Consider the following 22,066-nt stretch of genomic DNA (forward strand, 5'->3'; position numbering starts at 1 on the left):
AGGATTAGGTAATTCTAACCCTTTTTGAATAGGAGGAAGTTATTACTTAATTAAAGTGAATTTTTCCACAAGTACTTTTGAATCAGTGATCAAACGATAAAAATAAACTCCGCTGGCAAGGTGATTGGCGTTGAAAGTGACATCGTAGGTACCTGCTGTAAGCCTTTTATTAACCAAAGTATGCACTTTTCTTCCAAGTATATCATATACAATAATACTTACATCAGCATCTTCGTCGATACCAAATGGAATTGTAGTTCTGGGATTAAAAGGATTTGGATAGTTTTGAGCCAAAAATACTTCTTCAGGAACTTCGAGTTCAATTTGTTCTGTACTTATTTTTAGAGTGAACCGGGCACTTTCTGAAGTACTTTTGCCTTTTGATTTCAACTTAAAACTTGGAGAAAATGGATCTGTTTTAGAGATTTTAGCTTTTGTTGAATGATTAAAAGTATAAGAATTTTGTTCCTTTATGTTGATTTCTTCCTGAGTGTCATTATCGATCAAGGTAATTATCCAATCATCAGGAATATTTCTAAGCCCACTCCAAACAAGTTCCATTTCACCTGAAACAGGGATTCCGTCTCGATATGCAGCTACATGTAACGGAATCTTATATCTGGAATTGAAGTCAAGCGGTAGGTTATTAATAGCTAGTTCTGTACCATCTTCCAGAAAAGTATGAAGCTCCAAATGTGTTAATGAAAAAGGAAGAAGACGATACCCGTCGCTGTTGTCTTTTGACTTTCTGGCGCTATTGGAAAACATAATATTTGTTTTCTTGTTCAATCCATCTGCTTTCAAAGAAAGCTCCAACTGAGGATCGTTTTGCCCTTCTGTATTTTCTTTGCGGAGAAAACTACCGCCTGTTGTTTTAACTTCTTTATTTACTTTAAGAACAGGAGCTACAGCGTTGGCTTTTACCCAAAATCCCTGAAAAGGGGAGATCAGACCACCGCCAAGAGTTCCGGTTGTGCCGTTCCATGTCAAATATTCACCATTTCCACCGTTTGCCGAAGGATCCCAAACATAGATAGTGTTTTCAACATTAGTTTTTGTCCAATTGGTATTATCATCCCAATCAATAGTAGCAGCAAATGGGTTTCCGATCAGGTTCCAACCGGTATCAGCTGCAGCAGTGTAAGTAATTCCAAAATCAACTTCTGTACCGTCGCCTTCCCATTCCTGACCTTCAACGTCAAGTGTATCAGGAAGCGGATCATTGTATCGGGAATCTGCAGCAATGTTACCAAAGACGAACACAAAAACTCCTTGCCCCTGAGACACAGATTGTGTGGCATTAGAAGGAGCACGGTATCTTTGGTTATCAGTACCAACTACAGTTTCCAGATATGTTAATACATTGGGTTGCAGACTATCCAGAGCTGCATTTCCTAATGTTGAACCGGTATATCCCTGAGTTAAAGTTCCATCCAGGAAATCTCCATAAGTTGTGTTAACAGGAGATGAAATCATTCTCCAACCTCTTACTCCAGAAATTCTTCTTTGAAATCTTAAAGATCCACCGGGTCCATAGGTTTTTGAATTGGCAATAAGGTTTTTTCCTGTTGGTATAAACAAAGTACCATCTGTAAGGTTTAAATCTCCGGTTACAGTCAGATCTGAGGAGAAATCAGCACCTGCAGAGTTGTCTAGTTCAAGATCTACAAAATCATTAGGGCTTGTTACGATCTGCTTAGAGGAACCGTTTAGAATCACATTTCCCAGAGTAATATCAAGTAAATCCAGATTTCCACCTACAGTCAAAGAATCGGCATTACTCCCAAGTATTTTTCCCCCTCCGGATGCTTCACCGGTTACGACAAAGTTGACCCCTCCGGAAACAGTAACAGTAGCGCTGGTTTCGATCGATATTTGGGCAACAGTAGTATTGGTAACATCCACAACCGGCTGTTGATTACCAACGGATGGGTTTGCGGGTATAAGAACTTTATCAGTTGAAAGTGGCACGCTTCCGGAAGACCAGTTTACGGGGTCGTCCCAGTTTCTTGCATCTGCAACTGAACCCACCTGAGATCTCCAGATTTTATTGAAAGCTGCAAATTCAACCTGAGCATTATCAGAAATGGCATTACCGTTTAAAGTTCCTGTAATGGTTGCAGTTCCTTCAATAATAGATGAAGTAAGAGTTGCAGTATAAGTGCCATTAGAATTATCTGTTACACTTCCCAGAGAACCATCAGTTGCTGAAAGAGCAATAGTTGCACCTCCAACAGTTACGTTATTTCCGGATGCATCTCGTGCCTGTACTGTTATAGTTGAGGTAGAAAATCCATCATTAAAGATCACCGTTGGGCTTGCTGTTATTTGTGTAGATGCAGCGGATGCTGCACCGGGAGTAACATTAAAACTATTACTTACACCTGTTTCGGAACCGGCAGAATTGGTTGCTGTGATGGTGCAGGAACCCACACTGCTAATACTAACGGTATGTGAGGATAATACTCCGGACGTGAATGCAGGAGAAGTACCTTGTCCGGCATCTAATGTACAGGAAGAAGAAATATCAACTGTTCCTGAAAAGTCTGTAACTACGGCATCTGTTCCATCAACAGCTGAAATTTTAATGTTAAAGCTTTGTCCTGCCAGTTTGTTGGAAATATTTCCGGAAGGAACTCTCTCAATTTTAAACTCTGTAAGTTGTCCAAGCACTACTACATCAAATTCGTTGCTAAGTTCTGAGGCCAATCCTGCAGAAGTAGCAGTAAGAGTATATGAACCAGTATCATCAATAAGAAGGTTTGTGAAGTCAGCAATTCCAAGTGAATTTGTCCTGATAGTAGTAGTTGATCCTCCGGTTAAAGCCCCTGAACCACTAACTACATTCAAAGCTACATCAATATCGACGCCACCTTCTTCCACAGAATTTCCAAATTGATCAACAAGTTGTATCCGTACTGATGGAGAAATAGGTGAATTTACAGTTGATGTTCCCGGTTGTTGTGAATAAGCCATTGCAATTTGAGTTCCGGCAACCATTGTCAATGTCCCGTAATTGGTTGTACCTCCGGAGCCTGTAGTTCCAATGTTCCTGATATTTCCCTCATTTGGGAGAGTTCCAGTTGTTGGCCTTACTCTGAATCCATTGAAAGTGATTTCAGCGGGATTAGTCGAGGAAGCTGTAGTGACAGTAAATGTTATCTCAGTTGAAGTCCTGCTTGTAAAGGAAATCGCCAGATTTGTACTTCCACCAAAAGCAGGAGCGACTGTTGCAGAGGGATTAGCACCGCCGGTATCCCATTCAAATCCGGTAGGAGCTTTAAATACAAAAGTGCCGCTCGAAGTGTATTCACCGATAAAGCTTTCCTGAACTCTTGGCCCTGATAAAGTAGTGTAAGTTGTTGAAGCATCGTCTGCGGATATAGCTTCTCCACCGGTAGCAGCAGTAAGATTCCTTATAGGAATACTATATTTTAAGGAGAGGTAATCTTCTATATTTTGTTGTTCGGAAATAGAAAGTTCTCGAGAATAGAACAGCATTTCAGCGATTAATCCATCCCAGCTATTGTTTTGGTCTTTACTGCTTTGTCCAAGTATAGCAGTAGTTAAGTTGGTTAGTAAACCTGTAGGGATATTACCTGAGGCGGAAGGGTTGTTCAGAACACCATCCACATACATATCGAATAATTCTTCAGACTGCCACTTTAAAGCGATTATTTGTCCTGAAGTAGTTTGTGCATCAGAGAAACTCTGAAGTAAAAAATCTGAAGATTCACCTTCCCTTAATCCGGCAGTGATAATATTGGTACCACTTGTTCCGGTTGCGTCATATCTGATGTTGAAGAATTTATCATCTCCACTTCCATCGGGTTGGTAGGTTGTCCAAAAGCCTCTGTCAGTATTCGTAATATCAGATTCGATCACAAAGAATATGGTGAACTCATCCAGGCCATTCAAATACTGAGTTTCTGCATCGGCATCTTCTAAACGAACAACAGTTCCGCCGCCCGGAAATTCAATAGCGTTTTGTGAATTGATACTTCCAACACTAGTTCGGAAGGTTGGTGCAGTTCCTGATGTTATAAAATGGTGATTATTCCCACTTTGATCTTCCCATCGTCTTACATTTCCACCATTTGTACTTGCACTACCACCTGATGTGGCATTGAATGTTCCGTCATCACCTTTTAGCCAAACCGTAAGGTCATTAATGGTTGCGGGAACACTTACGGTTACATTTCTGGTAACAATATTACTGTTATCATCTCCATCATTTGCTGTAATAGAAATAGTTCTTTGCTGATCGGAGGGGTTGGAAGAAGTATTGGCATATCGTACCGTTCTAAGGGCACTTTGAAAATCGGCTTTTGTTGCAGGGCCGGTTAATGTCAGTGTTCCAGTCCCATCAGTCCAGGAATCTGTAACTCCGAAGATATCAGCGAAAACAAGAGTATCCTCAGAGCTGTCATAGTTTCCGGTTATTTGAAAAGTAACGGTCTCTATATTTGTATCATCAGAATCAGAAACAGTAATATCATCAGAAACTTCGAGAGAGTCTCCCGTTGTGTACAGGATCGCATCTTGCTCAATATCATCAAGAACAGGAGGAGTGTTTATACTTGAAACTGAAATGTCTCTGGTTTGCGAGTTACTATCATCTAAACCGTCATTCACAGAAATGGTTATAGTGCGGTCTAAACCGGTGACCGGGTCGGTACTGATATTCTCAAAAGTAACTGCTCGGAGGGCTGCTTGATAGTTTGCAACTGTTGCTGTTCCTGAAAGAGTTAATGTTCCGGTACCTGAATCAAAATTGGATGTTATTCCATTTGCGTTAACAAAATCAAGTACATCCTCTCCTAAAAAGTAATTATTTGTGACCTGAATGGTTGCTTCTTCCAGATTTATATCATCAGAATCGGAAATTGTAATAGTTGACGTTAATGAAGTAGGACCGTCAGCTTCAGTAAACGAAATTGTAGCGCCTTCAATGGCTGCTAAAACAGGAGTTGCGTTGGAAGGTACTATCTCAATTTCTCGAGATATTAATCCGCTTGCATCTTCAAAATCAAAAACCTGAAAAGAAATTTCTCTGGTAACTGTTGACGGATTTAATCCATTTGTATTTTCATAAGTTACAGAACGAAGTGCTGTTTGATAATTTGCAACAGATGAAGAACCTGATAGGGTCAGGATCCCGGTGGTTGAGTTCCAGTTTCCTGTAATTCCTAATTGATTAGTGAAGGCAAGAACATCTTCAGAATTATTAAATCCTTCTGATATACTCACCTCCGCACTTTCCAAAACAGAATTATCCGAATCTGATACTACTAACGATGAAGATATTATTGTTGCAGGATCACCTTCTGAATAAGAAAGTGCTGAACCCTCAATTGAGGATAATAAAGGAGCTTTATTGAACCATTTATCACTTAAATAAGCATATAAGTTCGTGAAATCACCTGCTGATAAAGCATCATTCCAGGCAATAAATTCACCAATGATACCATTGAAATTATTAGTTCCCGCAGGGTTGTTACCGGTTGTAGCAGGGTCTCTTGTTCCGTCTTCTTCACCAATAACGGCATCACCACTATGGGCTCTCTGAAAATCGACATTAGCTTGCGTAATAATGCTACCGCCGTTTATGTTTGCAGACCAGGTTTTTGCAGCTAGAGTTCCAGATGTTGCATCATGGCTTGCAATCAGAATGTAGTTGGTATTAGCTGAAACAGCACCAAGATTAATTGATTTGTATTGATTGCCTGATCCCCACTCACTATTGTTCCAAACAAAGGCATAAGCAATACCATCTTTAATGCTTATTTGATAACCTCTGGTTCCACCACCTTGTTCATAAATTATCTGTAATCCTGCGGTGGTTGATCCTGTTCTGAAAACTACTGCGTATGATTTTTCAGTATATGTCCCTGTATTATTTATAGCGTTATCTGGAACATCAAACTTGTCGTTTGTACCATCGAAAAGTAATCCGCCTCTTTCTCCGAAATAATCAGAATCAAAGATGGGCTCATCACTGGCGGGACTCGTTGTACCTGAAAGATCTACTGAACTTCCTCCGGCGTTATCAGATCTGTCTCCCCAAGTTGAAACACCGGTGCCATCCCCGGGTTGGTCATTGGTTAGTAAATCTCCGTCCACATCAAATGCATCAAAATGAAAAACCGTATTCGAAAGGTCAGTAGAGGGGTCAGAGATTGAATCCGGTATTTCAATATCCCGGGTAAGGGTAGAACTGTTATCGCTTCCATCGCTGACGGTGAAGCTGAGGGTCCTTACGGACATATCAGGAGTTGGATTTGAATTCAGGTAAGTGACACTTCGGATAGCATTTTCATAATTTGTTTTAGTAGCAGAACCCGTTAGGGTCAACGTACCAGAAATATCATTCCATGAAGATGTAATTCCATTTTGAGATACAAATTCCAGAGTGTCCTCAGAGCTAAGATAATTTCCTGTTATCTGAAGACTGGCACTTTCCATATTTGTATCATCAATATCAGAAATTTCGATGGTATTACTAACTTGTTTTGCTGAGCTTCCTGAGAAAAAGAACAATGAAGAAGATTCAATATTTGAGAGAACAGGATCGTTGTTAACTTTTACAACATTGATATTTCTCGTTAGCGTATTACTATCGTCTGTTCCGTCACTTACGGTGATGCTTATAGTTCTGGTATTTTCTGTAGGAGAAGTATCAGCATTTCTGTAAGTGATGCTCCGAATCGCTGTTTCATAATTAGCGCTTGTAGTTGTGCCGGTAAGGGTCAGAACTCCTGTACCCGAAGCATAACTACCCGTAATACCCAGCTGATCTGTGAAAAGCAGTTCGTCTTCAGTTAGCGCAAAATTGTTAGAAATAGATATTTCAGCACTTTCAAGGTTAACATCATCACCATCGGAGACATCAATTGTAGATGTAATGTTTTTGGGCGAGTCACCTGAATTAAAAGTAATGGTTGAACCTTCAATGGTTTGCAGAACAGGTTCCGCATTTAATTGAGAAACAAAAAACAGTGGTGAATTTTGGTTGTTGTATTCTGTGGCAATCCAATCAGCACTTCGGGTTGTATTGGAAATTCGAACTTCATCCATACTACCTTCAAAATCGAAAGCAGTAGTAGAGATATAAAGTGGGTCGTTGTTAGTGTTGAAAGATACACCAGAACCATCGGAGGCATCTAATGACCCATTAACGTATATATTCCTTCCGGATGCAGATCTTGTAAAAGTCAGATAGCTCCAGGTTCCGTTGCTGATTTGATTATTGGATGATCCGTTTAAAGCATTATTGTTAATCTGGAATCTTAAATTTCCATTGTTGGTAATCCAGATTGAATAACCGTCAGTATAAGTTCCTTTTGTAATAAGGTCGGGTCCATCATTGCGATTTGAAATATTTATCCAGAATGAGATTGTAATATTTCCTGTAATATCCAAAGGAGAAGAACCGGGATCCGGAACCTGAATTAAATCTCCTTGATTAGTCCCATAATTACGAGCTCTTCCGATTTGTCCTGCAGCATCTGAAGTTCCTGAATCAGTAGCGTCTGTTCCTTCTCCGGATGCATCATTAGTGTTGTTGTTCATATGCAACACCATCTTGTAATTCGAATCCCAAACATTAGCAGAAGATGGATCAGATACTATACCGGAATTTCCGTAATACATATAGAACTCTGTATTGGAAGTTGCTGAAAGTGTAGGGAACCTTACCCAAATCTCAATTTGACCGGTTGTAGGGTCATATGTCTCAATCTGATGTGAAAGAATAGAAGTACCATTTGCTGAAGTAAAAAGTATATCGTATCCGTTTACATTCTGAACCAATCCACCATTCCCTGTCGACCTAAGATCTGGAAGGGTAAAACTCATCAATACAGGGAAGTTGCTTAAGTCTGATGAACCACTTACCTGAGCACTATTTACCTGTCCTTTTAACCTGTTGGTATAGCCGGATATTTGCGACAAAGCGATTTCTGAGAAAATAACAATCAGTGCTAATGCTGATAAGACTCGAAGTATGTTTCTCTTGTGTGAATTCAAAAAAAGCTCTTTTTTGCAGATGAAGTTGATTAAATATACCAATTATTAATACTTAATTGGTTTCATTAAACAATTCTAACTACTGAATTTAAAGAGGGGAATTTATTTGATTAGGGTCATTCTTTTAATCTGTATTCCCTGAGAAGTTACCAAACGGTATAAGTACACCCCACTTGATTGCCTGCTTGCATCCCACTCATAAATGTGTTGACCGGCCGGTAATTCTTCTGATGCTAAAGTGGCAATTTTTCTACCTAGAATATCAAAAACTTCCAGTACGGCGTTACTTTGCACCGGTAGTGTGAATTTGATCTTGGTTGAAGGATTAAATGGGTTTGGATAATTTTGACTGAGCATAAATTCATCGGGGAGATCACTAGCATCAGTACCGGGATCAATTCTTAAATAAAATCTGTTTTTTGAAGTAGCTTTAACAGTAATTTTTGGTTTGCTTCCTAAAACATTGTTTGGAGCTGCTTTACTTCTCTCACCAGTGTGGTTGAATAAATAAGTGCGTTCAGTAAGTATATTAATCTCAGTATTTGATTTAGTATCTACAAGATAAACCGACCAGCCAACTGGAATATTTTTAAAGTCTTTGAATACAAAATGAAGCGGTTTGTCAGCTGAAAATCCCTTTTCATAGGCATCTATTGTCAATGGAATTTTAATCGGAATACCAAAATCTCTGGGAAGATTATTAATAGAAAACCGGTTTTTATTCTCTGACACAGAAGCTAAATCCAGATATGAAGATATTCCTGGTGGGGGGACTAACCTGTAGGCATCTTTGGAATCCTTGTTAAGCTTCGCTGACTTTGAAAACATAAAGTGAGTGGAGGTTCTGTTTACATCATCAGAAAGTTCTATTGAGAATTTTGGTTCCGGGTTGTTGTTTCCTGATACTATTTTACCTACAAAATTACCATTCGTAGTTTTTGCATCTTCATCAATAATTAATGCAGGGCTTGTATCATTGGCTTTTACCCAAAATCCCTGAAAAGGAGAAATCAATCCGTTTCCTAAATCTCCGGTTGTTCCGTTCCAGGTTTTATATTGGCTTGTGGTGTAATCCCATATATAAATGGTGTTATCAATATTTGTTTTCGTCCAGTTTCCTGAATCATCCCAGTCAATAGTGGCAGTGTAAGGGTTCCCAACGAGGTTCCAGCCGGAATCGGCAGCAACTGTATATGTAACACCGAAATCTACTGTACCTGAAGGTTCCTGACCCTCAACAGTGAGATCTACAGGAAGAGGATTATTATAACGGGAGTCAGAGGCGATATTTCCAAATATATAAGTATATAAACCGAGACCATTCTGAGTGGAAGCAGATGCGTTTGAAGGAGCTCTCCATCGTTGATTATCGGTTCCGGGATAAGACTCAACATAATAAAGTACGCTAGGCTGAAGACTGTCAACAGGAGCATTTCCTAAAGAAGATCCTGTATAACCTTGTGTAGTAATAGCATCAAATAGATCAACATAATCTGAAGAAAGTGGGGAGGAGAGCAATCTCCAACCAATTGAACCTGAAATAGTTTGCTTCATTCTAAGTTTACCTGAGCCGATAGATTTAGTATTGGCAATTAAATTATTTCCGGATTCAATAATCAGGACGCCGGATGTCAAACTTAGCGTTCCATTTACTTCAACATTATTATCGAGAGTTACATCCAAAGAATTATTAATGGTAAGATTATTTACAGATGAAGGAAGACCTGTGCCTGCAATTTGGGCAACAGATCCGTTATATGTATAAGATCCCGAAGTTGAAAAAGAACGAGAATTAGTTTGAATATTCCCCGTAGAACCTGATGACGCAATACCGGCCGATGAGCCAATTTGAAGTGTTCCTGAAGTGACTTCAAAAGTTCCGGTTCCGGTTATGGATTTTGATCCTGTGGTTAAAATCCCTCCGCTTCCAACTCTTAATGTAGAACTGACATTCACCTGAACAGAAGTTTGATTCACTATAGAAGTTGAGCTTGCAATAGTAACCATATCACCATCTCCAACAATTATAGTAGCGTTGTTAGTATTTCCGGGATTCGAAGTTGCAGCTGATCCGCTATGGCTGGTTCGAGACCAGGTGCTATTTGTGGCCCAGTTTCCGGACTGTCTTGAATAAAAGATAACAGCGCCAACTTTAGTGAATCGCTTTTTATGGTTATCAGAAATTTCACCACCATCTTCACTTTCTAAATTATTCATGGTGATTTCGTATTCTACATCTTCAGTGATTGTAGAAACTGTTAACGTTACCACCCGGCTATTACCGCCTGTATTTAGAACAGCATTACTAATAGCAACAGAAGCAGAATTACTAACCCTACGAATGCTGTAATTCCCTGTATTTTCTGAAATTGCTTCATCCATTGCTTTATTGAAGGTAATAGCTACCGAAGTAAGAGTAGGAGCAGTTGCTGAAACTGCAAAAGGGTTTGGACTACTAACAGCTTCTTCATCACCTTGAACTTCTCCTTGTACATCGATTTGATCATCACCCTCTACATCAACGCCACCACCATTTTCCACTACCAAATTGTTCTCGATAACAATTGTATTCCCTGAACCACCGTCTGTGTTTAAAACCGCACCTGAGTCAACCACTACGTTATAAAAAGTTACATCTCCGCTTGAACTTACAGTTTGAGTTGAATCGCCACTGAAAGTAACCGTACTTGAATCTGCATTAAAATTACTTCCATTTTGAACAGTGAAATCGCCTTCCAGTTCTATATTTGCATTCCCGGCATTTACAGTTCCTCCTGATGTAAAAGAAGCGTCTCCACCGACGTTCAGATTCCCATCATTAAGATCAAAACTTCCGCCACTACTCAGGTTAGCATTACCGGTAATATTTATAGTTCCATTGTCGATAGAAAGGTTTCCATTACTGGTAAAATCTGCATTTCCGGTTACTGTTACAGTAGCATCTTCAACGTTAAAGTAACCGCCACTTTTAACCTCAATATTGTTATTAACAAAAACAGTTCCGGTTCCCAGATTTGCGACTCCACTGTTTCCTACGAATGTCTCGCCATTAAAATTTATGGTTCCGGAATCGAGATTTAAAACCCCACCACTACGCACATCTACCTCGCCATTAAAAGTAGTGGTTCCATCATTTCCGTTATAAGTTCCATTGATGGTAGAGTTTCCATTTATAATCACAGTCCCATCTTCTGCATTGAAAGTATCGCTGTTAGAGACATCAAAATCTCCAAAAACAGTAAAATCTCCGTTTCCAAGATTGAATGTACCGATTATTTCAGCATCAACATCCTCCGAAGCCGTTCCTACCGTAAAACTACCATTAGTTATATTTACTACCGATTGAGCTGAATTCAGATTAAGATTATTCTGACCACTTTGAGTTGCTGTCATTTCCAGATGACCGTTTACAATATTGAGTACTCCGGCGCCATTAAGGGTGAAATCATCAGTAATGGTTAGCGTTGCATTGTTACGAATAGTTAGTTCGTCTCCCGGATTGGAATAATATTGATTTATGGTAACTGAGCGTACAGTAACGTTAGAAGTGATTACCGGATAAGGAGTGGTATTTCCTCTCATTGAAACCGTTTGTCCTGAAGTAGGAACTCCGGAAGGATTCCAGTTACCGGCAACATGCCAAGAGGAATCAACCGCTCCAGTCCATACCTTGTCTTGGGCTTTGCTCTGTTCAGAGGAGAAAAAAGCAAAAACGACTAAAAGCAGATATGTAACTTTAACTTTCATGCATCAATAAATATACTGAAAGAACGAACCATTAAATACTTTAAACGTCTGTATAAGAATTATTTAATCAAATTTGATAAGGATTAATCAACTCTAATATTAGTTTATAATTAAGTTTAGAAAGAGTAGTTTTAGCCAAACTTCAATTCTATTTGTACCTTGAGTGATAAGTAAAATTATTGACATCAGATCTACGTTATGAAAGGCATTATTTTGGCAGGTGGTACAGGATCCAGACTTTATCCTTTAACCAAAGTGACGAATAAACATTTATTACCGGTTGGTGAAAAACCAATGATTTATCATCCTATTGAAAAACTGACAGAGGTCGGTATTGAAGAGATCTTAATTGTTACGGGTACAGAGCATATGGGAGATGTTGTAAATCTGTTAGGTTCCGGTAAAGATTTTAATTGCAGGTTTACTTACAAAGTTCAAGACGAAGCCGGAGGAATCGCACAAGCTTTAGGACTCGCAGAAAATTTCGCAGGCAATGATCCGGTAATTGTAATATTGGGAGATAACATTTTTGAAAATTCACTTAAAACTGCTGTTAAGAACTATGATGGTTCCGGAGCTCAGATTCTTATTCAGGAAGTAGAAGACCCTGAACGTTATGGGGTGGCTGAATTAGATGGAGATAAAGTAATTTCTATTGATGAAAAGCCGCAAGAACCCAAATCCAATTTTGCGGTAACAGGTATTTACTTTTATGATGCTAAAGTCTTTGAATGCATTAAAACTCTGAAGCCTTCCGGCAGAGGAGAGTTAGAAATTACCGATGTTAATAATTTTTATATAACACAGGGACAAATGAAAAGTTCGGTATTGGAAGGTTGGTGGACTGATGCCGGAACTCCTGATTCTTATAAACATGCAAACAAACTGGTGCAGGGTTAATTTATGAAGGTTTTGATCACCGGAGCCGGAGGTCAGCTTGGAAAGGAATGGGTTGATTTCTGCAAAGATCATGGGGTTAGTTACAATAGCTTTTCTTCAAATGAACTGGATATTACTGATGAAGATAAAGTGGCAAAAACAATAGCCGATTTAGCACCGGATGTGTTGATAAATTGTGCTGCTTATACAAAAGTAGATGAAGCTGAAGAAAACAAACAAATTGCGCTAAAGATCAATGCGAAATCCGTAAAAAAACTCGCCAATATTTGTAATAGAAATAATGTAAAACTGGTTCATTATTCTACGGATTATGTGTTTGCAGGTAATAAATCAGATAAAGAAAATAGTCCCGAAGGTTATAAGGAAGAAGACTCTACAGATCCTGTAAATGCATACGGATATTCTAAATTAAAAGGGGAAGAGGCTATCAAAGATTCCGGTTGTAAGTTTTTGTTATTACGTGTTTCCTGGTTATGCGGGAAGTATGGGCATAATTTTGTTAAAACGATGTTGAGGCTGGGGGCTGAAAGAGATGAATTAAAGGTAGTAAATGATCAATTTGGTAGCCCGACTTTTGCGGATCAGGTTGTGGAACAAACCTTTGAATTACTTCAACAAAACAAAACCGGGACCTATCATTTAAGCTCTGAAGGAATGACAACATGGTATCATTTTTCTAAGGAGATATTCGAACAGAAGGGAATGAATGTAAAGGTAAATCCGGTTAGTTCAGCAGACTTTCCCACAAAAGCCAAAAGACCATTTTTTTCCAAGTTAAGTACTCAAAAAATTAGTAATGTTGACGGCGTTCTGATCTTGGATTGGAAAGTAGGTTTACAAAGATTGTTAAAACAGTTATAAGGATGAAAATCTCAGAAAGCAGAATAAAAGGAGTGTTCGTTTTTGAACCCAATGTATTTGAAGATGACAGAGGATATTTCTTCGAGTCCTTTAGAAAAACTCATTTAGAACAAATAGGATTTGATTTAGAATTTATACAGGATAACGTATCTAAATCTTATGAAGGAACGATCAGAGGGTTACACTATCAGATCGAAAGTCCACAGGATAAACTGATTACCTGTTTAAAAGGCGAAGTTTTAGATGTAGCTGTTGATATCAGAAAGGAATCTCCCACCTTCGGAAATTATGTTGCGTATAAGCTGTCAGAGAAGAACCACCGTTCCTTACTGGTTCCGAAAGGTTTTGCTCACGGTTTTTCAGTTTTAAGCGAAGAAGCCATCATTTCTTATAAATGTTCAGATTATTATAACAAAGAAGGAGAGAGGGGAATACGTTGGGATGACCCACTCATAAGAATCAACTGGGATGTGACTAAGCCTGTTCTTTCCGAAAAAGACAGAAAGCTCCCACTATTTTCATCACTTAAAGAAGAGGATACATTTTGAAGAAGATCATAGTAACCGGAGGTGCCGGTTTTATTGGTTCAAATTTGATACTGAAATTATTCAAGGAACATCCTGACTGGACCATCATGAATATTGATAAACTGACATACGCTTCAGATACAGGTTATTTGAAACCTCTTCGGGATTCTGAGCGATACTATTTCAAAAAAATTGACCTGGTTGATCGTGATGAGGTTAAGGACATCGTAAAAACCTTTCAGCCGGACGGAGTTTTACACTTGGCTGCAGAATCACATGTAGATAACTCCATTTCGGGACCGGAACCGTTTATTTTATCCAACGTGGTCGGGACTTTCAATATTCTGGAAGAATGCAGACAGCTTTGGCAGGAAGATGAAGAAAGCTGGAAGAACAATCGATTTGTGCATGTTTCAACTGATGAAGTTTACGGTGAACTGGAAGATGATGGTTTCTTTACCGAGCAAACTCCTTATGCTCCGAATTCTCCATACAGTGCTTCAAAGGCTAGCAGTGATATGATTGTAAGAGCATATTTCCATACTTATGGAATGAACGTGGTTACAACTAATTGCTCTAATAACTATGGACCGCATCAACATGATGAAAAGTTGATACCAACTGTGATCCGAAATGCGATCAATCACAATCCGATACCGGTGTATGGTAAAGGAGAAAATGTTCGTGATTGGCTGAATGTGATCGATCACTGTTCGGCGCTGGAAACAGCATTTCTGAAAGGGAAAGCCGGAGAAGTGTATAACATTGGTGGAAATAACGAGTGGAAAAATATTGAACTGGTTCACAAACTTTGTGATTTCTTGAATGAAGAAGTGGGCAACGGGCCTGATGGTGATTACAAGAATCTCATCAGTTTTGTTACCGATCGGTTAGGTCACGATTTCCGATATGCCATTGACGCCTCAAAAATTAAAAATGAACTGGGCTGGGAGCCGTCAACTGATTTTGATGGAATGTTGAGACACACAGTTTTGTGGTATGTACAGAAGTACAAATAACAATCAACAATGATTCAAATATCAATTAAGAATGCAGATTAGTTTTACCTAACTCTAAACTGCATTCTTAATTATTAATTTTTAATTTATAATTAGTGAGCGATGAGCGAACGTAAGTATTGGTTAATGAAATCTGAGCCTGATGCGTACAGCATTGATGATCTGGAAAGAGATCAGGTTGAGCCCTGGGATGGAATTCGAAATTATGCAGCCCGAAATTACATGCGGGATGAAATGAAAGTAGGAGACAAAGTATTGTTTTACCATTCCCGTATTTCTCCACCTGAAATTGTAGGAACGATGGAAGTAGCTAGTGAGCCATATCCTGATCCGACCCAATTCGATCCTGACTCAAAATATTTTGATGCGAAAAGCAGTGAAGAAGACCCCACTTGGATCTTGGTAGACGTTAAGTTCCTTCAGAAATTTGATAAACCTGTGGATCGTGAAGCCATGAAAAAAGAATCGGCTTTAGATGATATGGAATTGTTCAGATTGTCTCGATTATCCATCACTCCGGTTAGAGAAGCGGAATGGAATAAAATTATGGAAATGGCCGGGGAGGAGTAAAAACATCTATCATCCATAAACTAGATTCTCCAATTAGTGAAGTAAGCATATGGATAATAGTTGGTTGGTATAGAGTTTATTGACCAATAGTCATATCGTTTTTTATAACCATTGGAATAGTGATACCTCCCGGTAGATTTGGGCTGTCTTTGATTTGAGCATCTCCAGAAATTTCTTGTTCGATTTTTCCTTCTACTACCCAGTTAGATTCAGGGTCCAGTTTATAGCTACTCTGCATCTTTCCGGTTAAATTATACCTTGTTGGCATTCCATTTACATCAACGTACGCATCTTTATCTTCAGTAGAAATTTGAGAAGTTCCTTCAATGATAATAGCATCAGAATTGAGATCAACTAGAGTAAAAGTGTTGTTCATAAAGCCGGACATTCCTGATTCAAGTTTTACTGAGTTTTCCCATTTTTCGCCAACCTTCACTTCTTTATTAGGAAATATAGCTGTAATCATTTCAATATTTCCCTTAAATGATTTTTCTCCATAAGCTTGTCGAAGCTGAGTAAGTATCTGCTGCTTTTGAGGTTCAGACAGTTGGGGAAAAGATTCGAACATACCTTTAAAGATGTTATCTAAGTTTTCAATTCTCGAAATAGTTCCATCTCTTGACATCTCTAATGTAAATTCCTTGCCGATCATAGTTTTTATCAGAGTCGAGAAAACATCGACTCCCTCACTTTCAGAAGAAAATAACATTTCCCCCATAGGAGTATTCATTTTCATGATCAGACTTGAATAAGATGCGCTCATTAAATAACTCTCACCAAGATTTTCGTTAACATGAAAGTCCATCCCCCCGGTAATATCCATCTTGATTACTTGTTCCATACCATAGATCGTTTGAGTGATGGTGGTATTAGAAATATAGATTTGTGAGTACGTTTCACCCGTTTTCAGGTTTAAGCCCAAATCAGCCTTTTTTTCGTTGGCTGAGAAAATTAGAATAATTGCTGCTAATATGTATTTCATGAGTTATTGATGTTTACAACGTTTAGTATATGAGTAGTAGGTGGTTACAAAGCACAAACTTTCGGTTAAGAAAAAAAGACTGATATGAACCAAAGCCATGATTTTACCAATATTTCGGCTATTATGTTATTCAGGTAATTTTATTATATCCATTGTCGTTTCTTTTTTCTCTGAACCATAATATTAGTCCAAGAAGAATTACCAACAAAATCATACTTGGTTCGCTCATACGTTGAGTGTCTTCGCCAAGGTCTAAAGATTTGTTACCCGACAATACTTGTTCTTGTTTCTTTTTCAGCATTTCTTTTTGTGCTTCATTTTCTACTACCAAGTAAGATGTTACAGGTGTCATTACTTTTGAGATGAAACTAAGCTTTACCAAATTCAGCCATTCTCTGTCAGAGTTTTCCGGATGAAGAATTTGTGAATTCCATTGAGCTTGCATCATCAATGCAGATCTCCATTCCTTTTCTTTAATTTCTATTTCGTTTACTTCAAATTCATCCCTCATTAAAATGACGCTTGGCTCATTGTTATTCGGCAAATAGGTAACTGAATTGTCGGAGCTTTTGTACTCCAAAACAGTTTCGCAAAATATGCATTCTCGCCTTACTTCGGGTAGTTCCTTTACCGGGTTTCCGACTAAAGAATGTTCTCTTAAATTTCCGTTTTGATCAAGGTTAAAAAACAAGTTACTTTCCGGAAATGTAAACTTTAAGTCTGCAAAATCTTTGTCTAAAACCGCATTTTGAAGACTGTCAGTTACGACCACAATTACAGGATAAGCTTTCGATTTATCTTGATATGCATTAAACAAGGTTTTTCTTATGGCTCTATCCAAGTAAAAGCCACCTTCAAAAGTTTGATTCTTATAATCTCCTTTCCAATCATTATCTATCGTTAAGGAAGTCACATAGCTGTTTACAAAACTGATTTTTGCATTTTCTGAAAGCGGTTTATTGGCTTCAATTGCTTGTTCAATTCTTTGGATAAACTCAGTTGAATTACTGTTTTTAGAAGCGTCAACCAAAAAATGAAAGTAAGGTTTACGTTTAACAGTACTCAGTTTTTGTTTGTTTTGGGATGAAACATAAACGATGTTTTCGGTTTCAATATTCTCATAAATGGTTTCTTCTATATTCCCTAATTCAACTATGTTATCGTCAATATTGAGTCTTAAAGGCTCTTTATGTAAGAACTCTATTCCGGTTTTCCTTACTTCATTTTTTGCAAACGGAAAAACCCTGAAGGCAACTTTATTTCCCGTCAAATAGTATAGAATTCCCGGGTCACGGTTTCCATTTCGGATTTGTGAGAATATCCATGTCGCCGATTTTTTCTCCGCTAAAATACCTGGTTCTTTTACGTCTCCAACATATAGATAGTAATCACTGATCCAACAGCCTTCAGGCAGATCGATCGTTGTGGCATATTCTGAAAACCAAGCATTTTCGTTTTTGTTTGTTATTTCCAAGTTAACCCAACTTTTCCATGCATTCTGAGTTTTGTCGTACGTACTGCTTGTGGAAATATTACTTATTTGAACATTGTTGTTTTGAATATTTTCAGGTCTTAACTCAAAAGAAGTTTTATCAAAAAATATTTTTTCAATGGTGTTAATTTTTGAATCAGACAAAGTGAGATTATCCATTACCAACCAATTAAAATACGATGACAAATAAGGGGAGCCATTGCCAAATATTCCACCTCTACCGTCTTTATGACCTTTTATAACATCGAGCGTTTTTTGAAGCGAAACTTTATCAATTTCATATTGCTTTGAGTAGTCAGGATTATATAAATAAGATAGTGTTTCATTTAAAACGCTTTTGTCTTTCAGATACGTCGCAGTGATAAATGAAGGAATTACCAAAAAGCACAATATCGAAATTCCGATAAGGAGTTTTTTGGAAAACAATTTTTTTAGGTGATCGAAATCTTTTGAAAGTTCGTTGATGTGAATCACGAAAAGAACTAGAGGTGTTAGCATTAAAAACCCTGTTCCAATTGCAATAATTGCAATTACTGATAAAGGCAAAAAGGGGAGAAACACTAAAAAGAAATAGAATGTGTAAGCAAATGTTATGCTTCTTCCAATGAATACAAGCAGACGGTATGTTTTGTTTTCAAGGTTGGGTAAGCAAACCATTATCCCATTGACAATGGCAAGTATATAAAACCAAGCATTATAAAATTCTCCAAAAATTCCTGATTCGCTGGATCCAAAATCAGTAAATAAGTGTCCATTGTTTACTCCTAATCCAATTAATGGAAGAATTATTGCAATCGGAATTTTCCATGCTAGTTGGTATTTCTGCCAAGCTTCTGCTTTTTTAGTGGCGAGTATAAATACGCCTCTAATTAAAAAGAAAAGGAAAACTAAAGTGGCAGTAATAACCAAAACAACCATTGCATGAACGCTAAACTCCTGGTCAATTGGTTGCCATAAAGGAAGGATGATTTGAGCAAATAAGTAACCGGTAATCGGTATACAAATTGCTATTAGAAAATTTACCCAAGCTTTGTGTTCTTTGTTTTCAGCTGTAAAATGTGAAACCAAAACGAATAATGAATAAGCAAGTGTTGGCATCAGAAATGTTCCAACGTATAAAAAGATGTTATCCGAAACCATCCATTGAGGTATTGAAAAAGGAATGAATTTATCAAAATGATAACTATAGAGATAAATGAAAGGGATGTAGCAAAGCGGGGCTACCAATCCAAACCATAGAGAAACATTCTTTTTCTTTAAACTCAGATAAACTGTATAAGCAAAATTCAGTGATCCAAGAACTCCTAACCAAATACCAAAAGACTTCCAGAGTTGGATGCTGCTTTCTTCCAGTAAAGTTTTAATAATATTGAACTGACCAATGAAGATGAAAAACAGCACGACCAACGGCAGCGTGTTTATAACAAATAGCCATTTTGGGTTAAGCAAATTTCGCATTTTGTCGTTTGTGGATTAATAATTTCTCAATTAGTACATAAGCCAAGATCAGAAATGACAGATTAGTAATTATGCCAATAGCTTCGTGTACAATATGTTGTTGGTTCAGAAAAATGTTCTTTGTCTGATTCTGCACAACGATTGAAGCAAATATTCGGGATGTATTTACAAATATCGTCAGCAGATAAGCTCCAATTAAAGCAATCGGGATAGTCAGAATTCTGCTTAAAGTCCTTTCAACGTATTTTAACGTCAGATAAGTAAATAGCAGAAAGGATAAAACCCAAAAGTTGAAACCCGAGCAAGATTTGTCAATAATGATATCCAGATGTTCGTGATAATATCCACTAACCGGGAGATAAATAGAATGTGAGCCTGTCAAAAGCCCAACAAGTTTGTCGGTCGGTTTGAGAAGGAAGATCAAGTCGTTATTGTCAGCAAGAGTAAAACCAAATTTCAGTGAGATAAAAAGGCCTACTGCTATAAAATAATAAGTTATGTTTGTGTTTCTGAGCACTGTCATTTTTGTATGTGGGTAACGATCATGTGTACTAGCTGTATCAGGTTTTATGTATTAAATGTTAAAGTTGATACAAAAATGGATAAAAAGAAAAATTTTGAACTTCTAAATTCCTCACTATTACATATTCAAAATGTTAAATACCGGCATTTTCCTTCTCGTGTTGCAGGAGCCATTCTTTTCGCTCTAATCCTCCTCCATAACCTGTTAGTTTCCCATCTTTTCCAATTACTCTATGACAAGGAATGATGATTGAAATTCGATTATAACCATTTGCTGAAGCTACGGCTCTTACTCCTTTTGGATTATTGATATTATCGGCTTGTTGTTGATATGTAGATGTTTTACCGTAGTCTATTTTTTGCAAATTGTTCCAAACCAAATTTTGAAAGTCAGTTCCAGGTGTTTCAAGTTTTACGTCAAACGCTTTTCTTGTTCCTTGAAAATATTCGTCAATTTCCTTTTTCGTTTGTTTAATGTGTTCATTTTCTCCTGCAATGATGTTGGCATTCAAACGTTTTTGTAAATCTTTAAATTCGGTTTCGAGCATTCGTCGGTCAACAAATTCCAATAAACAAACTCCATTTTTGGTGGCACAAACAAACATTGGACCCAAAGGTGTTGTAAGTCGACTTATGAGGATTATGCCTTTTTCTTTTATTTGTTTTGGTGATTTGCCTACAAGTTTTTTAAAAGTGTAGCCAAAACCACTTAATGATTCATAACCTGTATCAAACGCGGTAGTAGTAGCACTTTTTCCCTGTTTTAGTTCTTGAAATGCATTGTTAATTCTATACATTCTTTGGTATGTCTGGAAAGTCATCCCAAAATTTTTCTTAAACCATCTACGTACAACTTCCGGACTAATTCCTTTTAGTCTTAAATCATTGTCAGTTATTTTCTCTTTCGGGTTTTCTTTAACCAAAATGATCGCATTTTCAACTTGTTCAGGTGCTTTATTTGCGTTTTCTGTTGGTTTACAAACCTTACAGGGTCTGTAGCCATTGTTCAATGCTTCTTTAAAAGTTGTATAAAACTCAACATTCTCTCTTTTAGGTTTCCTTGCACGGCACGTTGAAATACAAAAAACAGATGTAGTTTTTACACCGACAAAAAAGATTCCAACAAAGTTTTCTTTTCTTTCTAACAATGCTTTGTAATAGGCTTCTATTTTCTTTTTATCTGTTATGAGCATTTAAAAAATTGAATTAAATGTTTTTTGGTTTAATACTGTTTTCGTTGTTTGTTCAAACTGGCTGTACATTTTGTCAAAGAGAAAATTACCCATACTTATTCGTTTTACACCTAATTTTGATAATGTCTCAAAATCCGGAAGATCAGGCATACACATTACGTTAATTGGTAAATTCGTTGAATCGACAATAGTTTTAATATCATTTTCTCTCTCAATACAAGGCACGAAAATTCCGTTTGCTCCTGCTTTTTGATAAAGTTCAATTCTATTTTTTGTTTCTTCAATTACATTTTCTTTTAGCAGGATAAATGTGTCTGTTCGTACGTTTATAAATAAGTCAATGCTTTCTTTTTCTAAACATTCCTTTATTTCAGTTAATGTCTGCGCAAAACTAGTCGCGTTTAATAGAACCCGTTTTTCGTTGACCACACTGTCTTCAATGTTAATTCCGACTACTCCTAATTCTACTAACCTTTTAATGTGATCGAATATTTGTTTTGGATTACGACTATATCCTGATTCCAAATCCACAGACAAAGGCAGATTTGTGTTAACTGCAATTCTCTTTACGAAATATTCCAATTCGGAAAATTCCATTTCTTCACCATCGTTATATCCCAAAATTGATGCGATGGCAGAACTTGAAGTTCCAATTGCTTGAAAGTTTAATTTTTCGGCTGTTCTTGTACTTGGAACATCCCAAACATTTCCGATTAGCAATGGTTTTTTTTGATTGTGTAAGTTTTTAAATCTCATCCTTCTATTTT

Annotated in this window: 12 protein-coding genes; 5 read left to right on the plus strand and 7 right to left on the minus strand. The window is 37.6% G+C overall.

Going from position 1 to position 22,066, the window contains the following annotated elements; translation table 11 throughout:
* Positions 1 to 42: 42 nt before the first annotated feature.
* Both A8B79_RS06860 and A8B79_RS06865 read right to left on the minus strand, forming a co-directional pair.
* Positions 43 to 8,028 carry a DUF2341 domain-containing protein gene (locus A8B79_RS06860; RefSeq protein WP_153038379.1) on the minus strand — a complete coding sequence of 2,662 codons (7,986 nt, stop codon included), beginning with the start codon at positions 8,026 to 8,028 and terminating at the stop codon, positions 43 to 45.
* A 102-nt stretch (positions 8,029 to 8,130) separates the two neighbouring features.
* Positions 8,131 to 11,775 carry a T9SS type A sorting domain-containing protein gene (locus A8B79_RS06865; protein ID WP_066220027.1) on the minus strand — a complete coding sequence of 1,215 codons (3,645 nt, stop codon included), beginning with the start codon at positions 11,773 to 11,775 and terminating at the stop codon, positions 8,131 to 8,133.
* A gap of 198 nt (positions 11,776 to 11,973) precedes the next feature.
* Here A8B79_RS06865 and A8B79_RS06870 point away from each other — a divergent pair, with 198 nt between their 5' ends.
* The 5 genes from A8B79_RS06870 to A8B79_RS06890 all read left to right on the plus strand — a co-directional run bounded on the left by A8B79_RS06870 (position 11,974) and on the right by A8B79_RS06890 (position 15,652).
* Positions 11,974 to 12,675: a sugar phosphate nucleotidyltransferase gene (locus A8B79_RS06870; protein ID WP_066220030.1), complete on the plus strand. Its 702-nt coding sequence runs from the start codon at positions 11,974 to 11,976 to the stop codon at positions 12,673 to 12,675.
* 3 nt (positions 12,676 to 12,678) lie between these two features.
* Positions 12,679 to 13,536, plus strand: a complete 858-nt coding sequence (gene rfbD / locus A8B79_RS06875) for a dTDP-4-dehydrorhamnose reductase (protein WP_066220034.1) — start codon at positions 12,679 to 12,681, stop codon at positions 13,534 to 13,536.
* 2 nt (positions 13,537 to 13,538) lie between these two features.
* Entirely contained in the window at positions 13,539 to 14,084 is a 546-nt protein-coding gene (gene rfbC, locus A8B79_RS06880; RefSeq protein WP_066220036.1) for a dTDP-4-dehydrorhamnose 3,5-epimerase, read from the plus strand.
* The gene (rfbB, locus tag A8B79_RS06885; RefSeq protein WP_066220039.1) at positions 14,081 to 15,082 is read left to right on the plus strand and encodes a dTDP-glucose 4,6-dehydratase; all 1,002 of its coding nucleotides are present in this window, start codon (positions 14,081 to 14,083) and stop codon (positions 15,080 to 15,082) included. The genes rfbC and rfbB overlap by 4 nt, the downstream gene beginning before the upstream one ends.
* Positions 15,083 to 15,184: 102 nt before the next feature.
* Entirely contained in the window at positions 15,185 to 15,652 is a 468-nt protein-coding gene (locus A8B79_RS06890) for an EVE domain-containing protein (RefSeq protein WP_066220042.1), read from the plus strand.
* 76 nt (positions 15,653 to 15,728) lie between these two features.
* Here the strand turns inward: A8B79_RS06890 and A8B79_RS06895 are convergent, their stop codons facing one another.
* The 5 genes from A8B79_RS06895 to A8B79_RS06915 form a co-directional block, all read right to left on the minus strand.
* Complete coding sequence (locus tag A8B79_RS06895; protein WP_066220047.1) at positions 15,729 to 16,634, minus strand: DUF6263 family protein; 906 nt, start codon at positions 16,632 to 16,634, stop codon at positions 15,729 to 15,731.
* Between the two features lie 130 nt (positions 16,635 to 16,764).
* The gene (locus A8B79_RS06900) at positions 16,765 to 19,584 is read right to left on the minus strand and encodes an MSEP-CTERM sorting domain-containing protein (RefSeq protein ID WP_066220050.1); all 2,820 of its coding nucleotides are present in this window, start codon (positions 19,582 to 19,584) and stop codon (positions 16,765 to 16,767) included.
* Positions 19,568 to 20,107 (minus strand): exosortase K, encoded by a 540-nt coding sequence (gene xrtK, locus A8B79_RS06905; RefSeq protein WP_066220053.1) that lies wholly within the window; start codon positions 20,105 to 20,107, stop codon positions 19,568 to 19,570. Before xrtK ends, A8B79_RS06900 begins: the two co-directional genes overlap by 17 nt.
* 133 nt (positions 20,108 to 20,240) lie before the next feature.
* Complete coding sequence (locus tag A8B79_RS06910; RefSeq protein WP_066220056.1) at positions 20,241 to 21,299, minus strand: bifunctional transcriptional activator/DNA repair enzyme AdaA; 1,059 nt, start codon at positions 21,297 to 21,299, stop codon at positions 20,241 to 20,243.
* The gene (locus A8B79_RS06915) at positions 21,300 to 22,055 is read right to left on the minus strand and encodes an isocitrate lyase/PEP mutase family protein (RefSeq protein WP_066220059.1); all 756 of its coding nucleotides are present in this window, start codon (positions 22,053 to 22,055) and stop codon (positions 21,300 to 21,302) included.
* Between the last annotated feature and the right edge of the window lie 11 nt (positions 22,056 to 22,066).

The sequence above is a fragment of the Balneola sp. EhC07 genome (genome assembly GCF_001650905.1).
Taxonomy (GTDB): Bacteria; Bacteroidota; Rhodothermia; order Balneolales; family Balneolaceae; genus Balneola.

Bases quoted from the DNA above. Each gene is read 5' to 3' on its own strand.
- A8B79_RS06865 (WP_066220027.1), bottom strand. From the start codon at position 11,775: ATGAAAGTTAAAGTTACATATCTGCTTTTAGTCGTTTTTGCTTTTTTC.
- A8B79_RS06870 (WP_066220030.1), top strand. From the start codon at position 11,974: ATGAAAGGCATTATTTTGGCAGGTGGTACAGGATCCAGACTTTATCCT.
- rfbD (WP_066220034.1), top strand. From the start codon at position 12,679: ATGAAGGTTTTGATCACCGGAGCCGGAGGTCAGCTTGGAAAGGAATGG.
- rfbC (WP_066220036.1), top strand. From the start codon at position 13,539: ATGAAAATCTCAGAAAGCAGAATAAAAGGAGTGTTCGTTTTTGAACCC.
- A8B79_RS06890 (WP_066220042.1), top strand. From the start codon at position 15,185: ATGAGCGAACGTAAGTATTGGTTAATGAAATCTGAGCCTGATGCGTAC.
- A8B79_RS06895 (WP_066220047.1), bottom strand. From the start codon at position 16,634: ATGAAATACATATTAGCAGCAATTATTCTAATTTTCTCAGCCAACGAA.
- A8B79_RS06900 (WP_066220050.1), bottom strand. From the start codon at position 19,584: ATGCGAAATTTGCTTAACCCAAAATGGCTATTTGTTATAAACACGCTG.
- xrtK (WP_066220053.1), bottom strand. From the start codon at position 20,107: ATGACAGTGCTCAGAAACACAAACATAACTTATTATTTTATAGCAGTA.
- A8B79_RS06910 (WP_066220056.1), bottom strand. From the start codon at position 21,299: ATGCTCATAACAGATAAAAAGAAAATAGAAGCCTATTACAAAGCATTG.
- A8B79_RS06915 (WP_066220059.1), bottom strand. From the start codon at position 22,055: ATGAGATTTAAAAACTTACACAATCAAAAAAAACCATTGCTAATCGGA.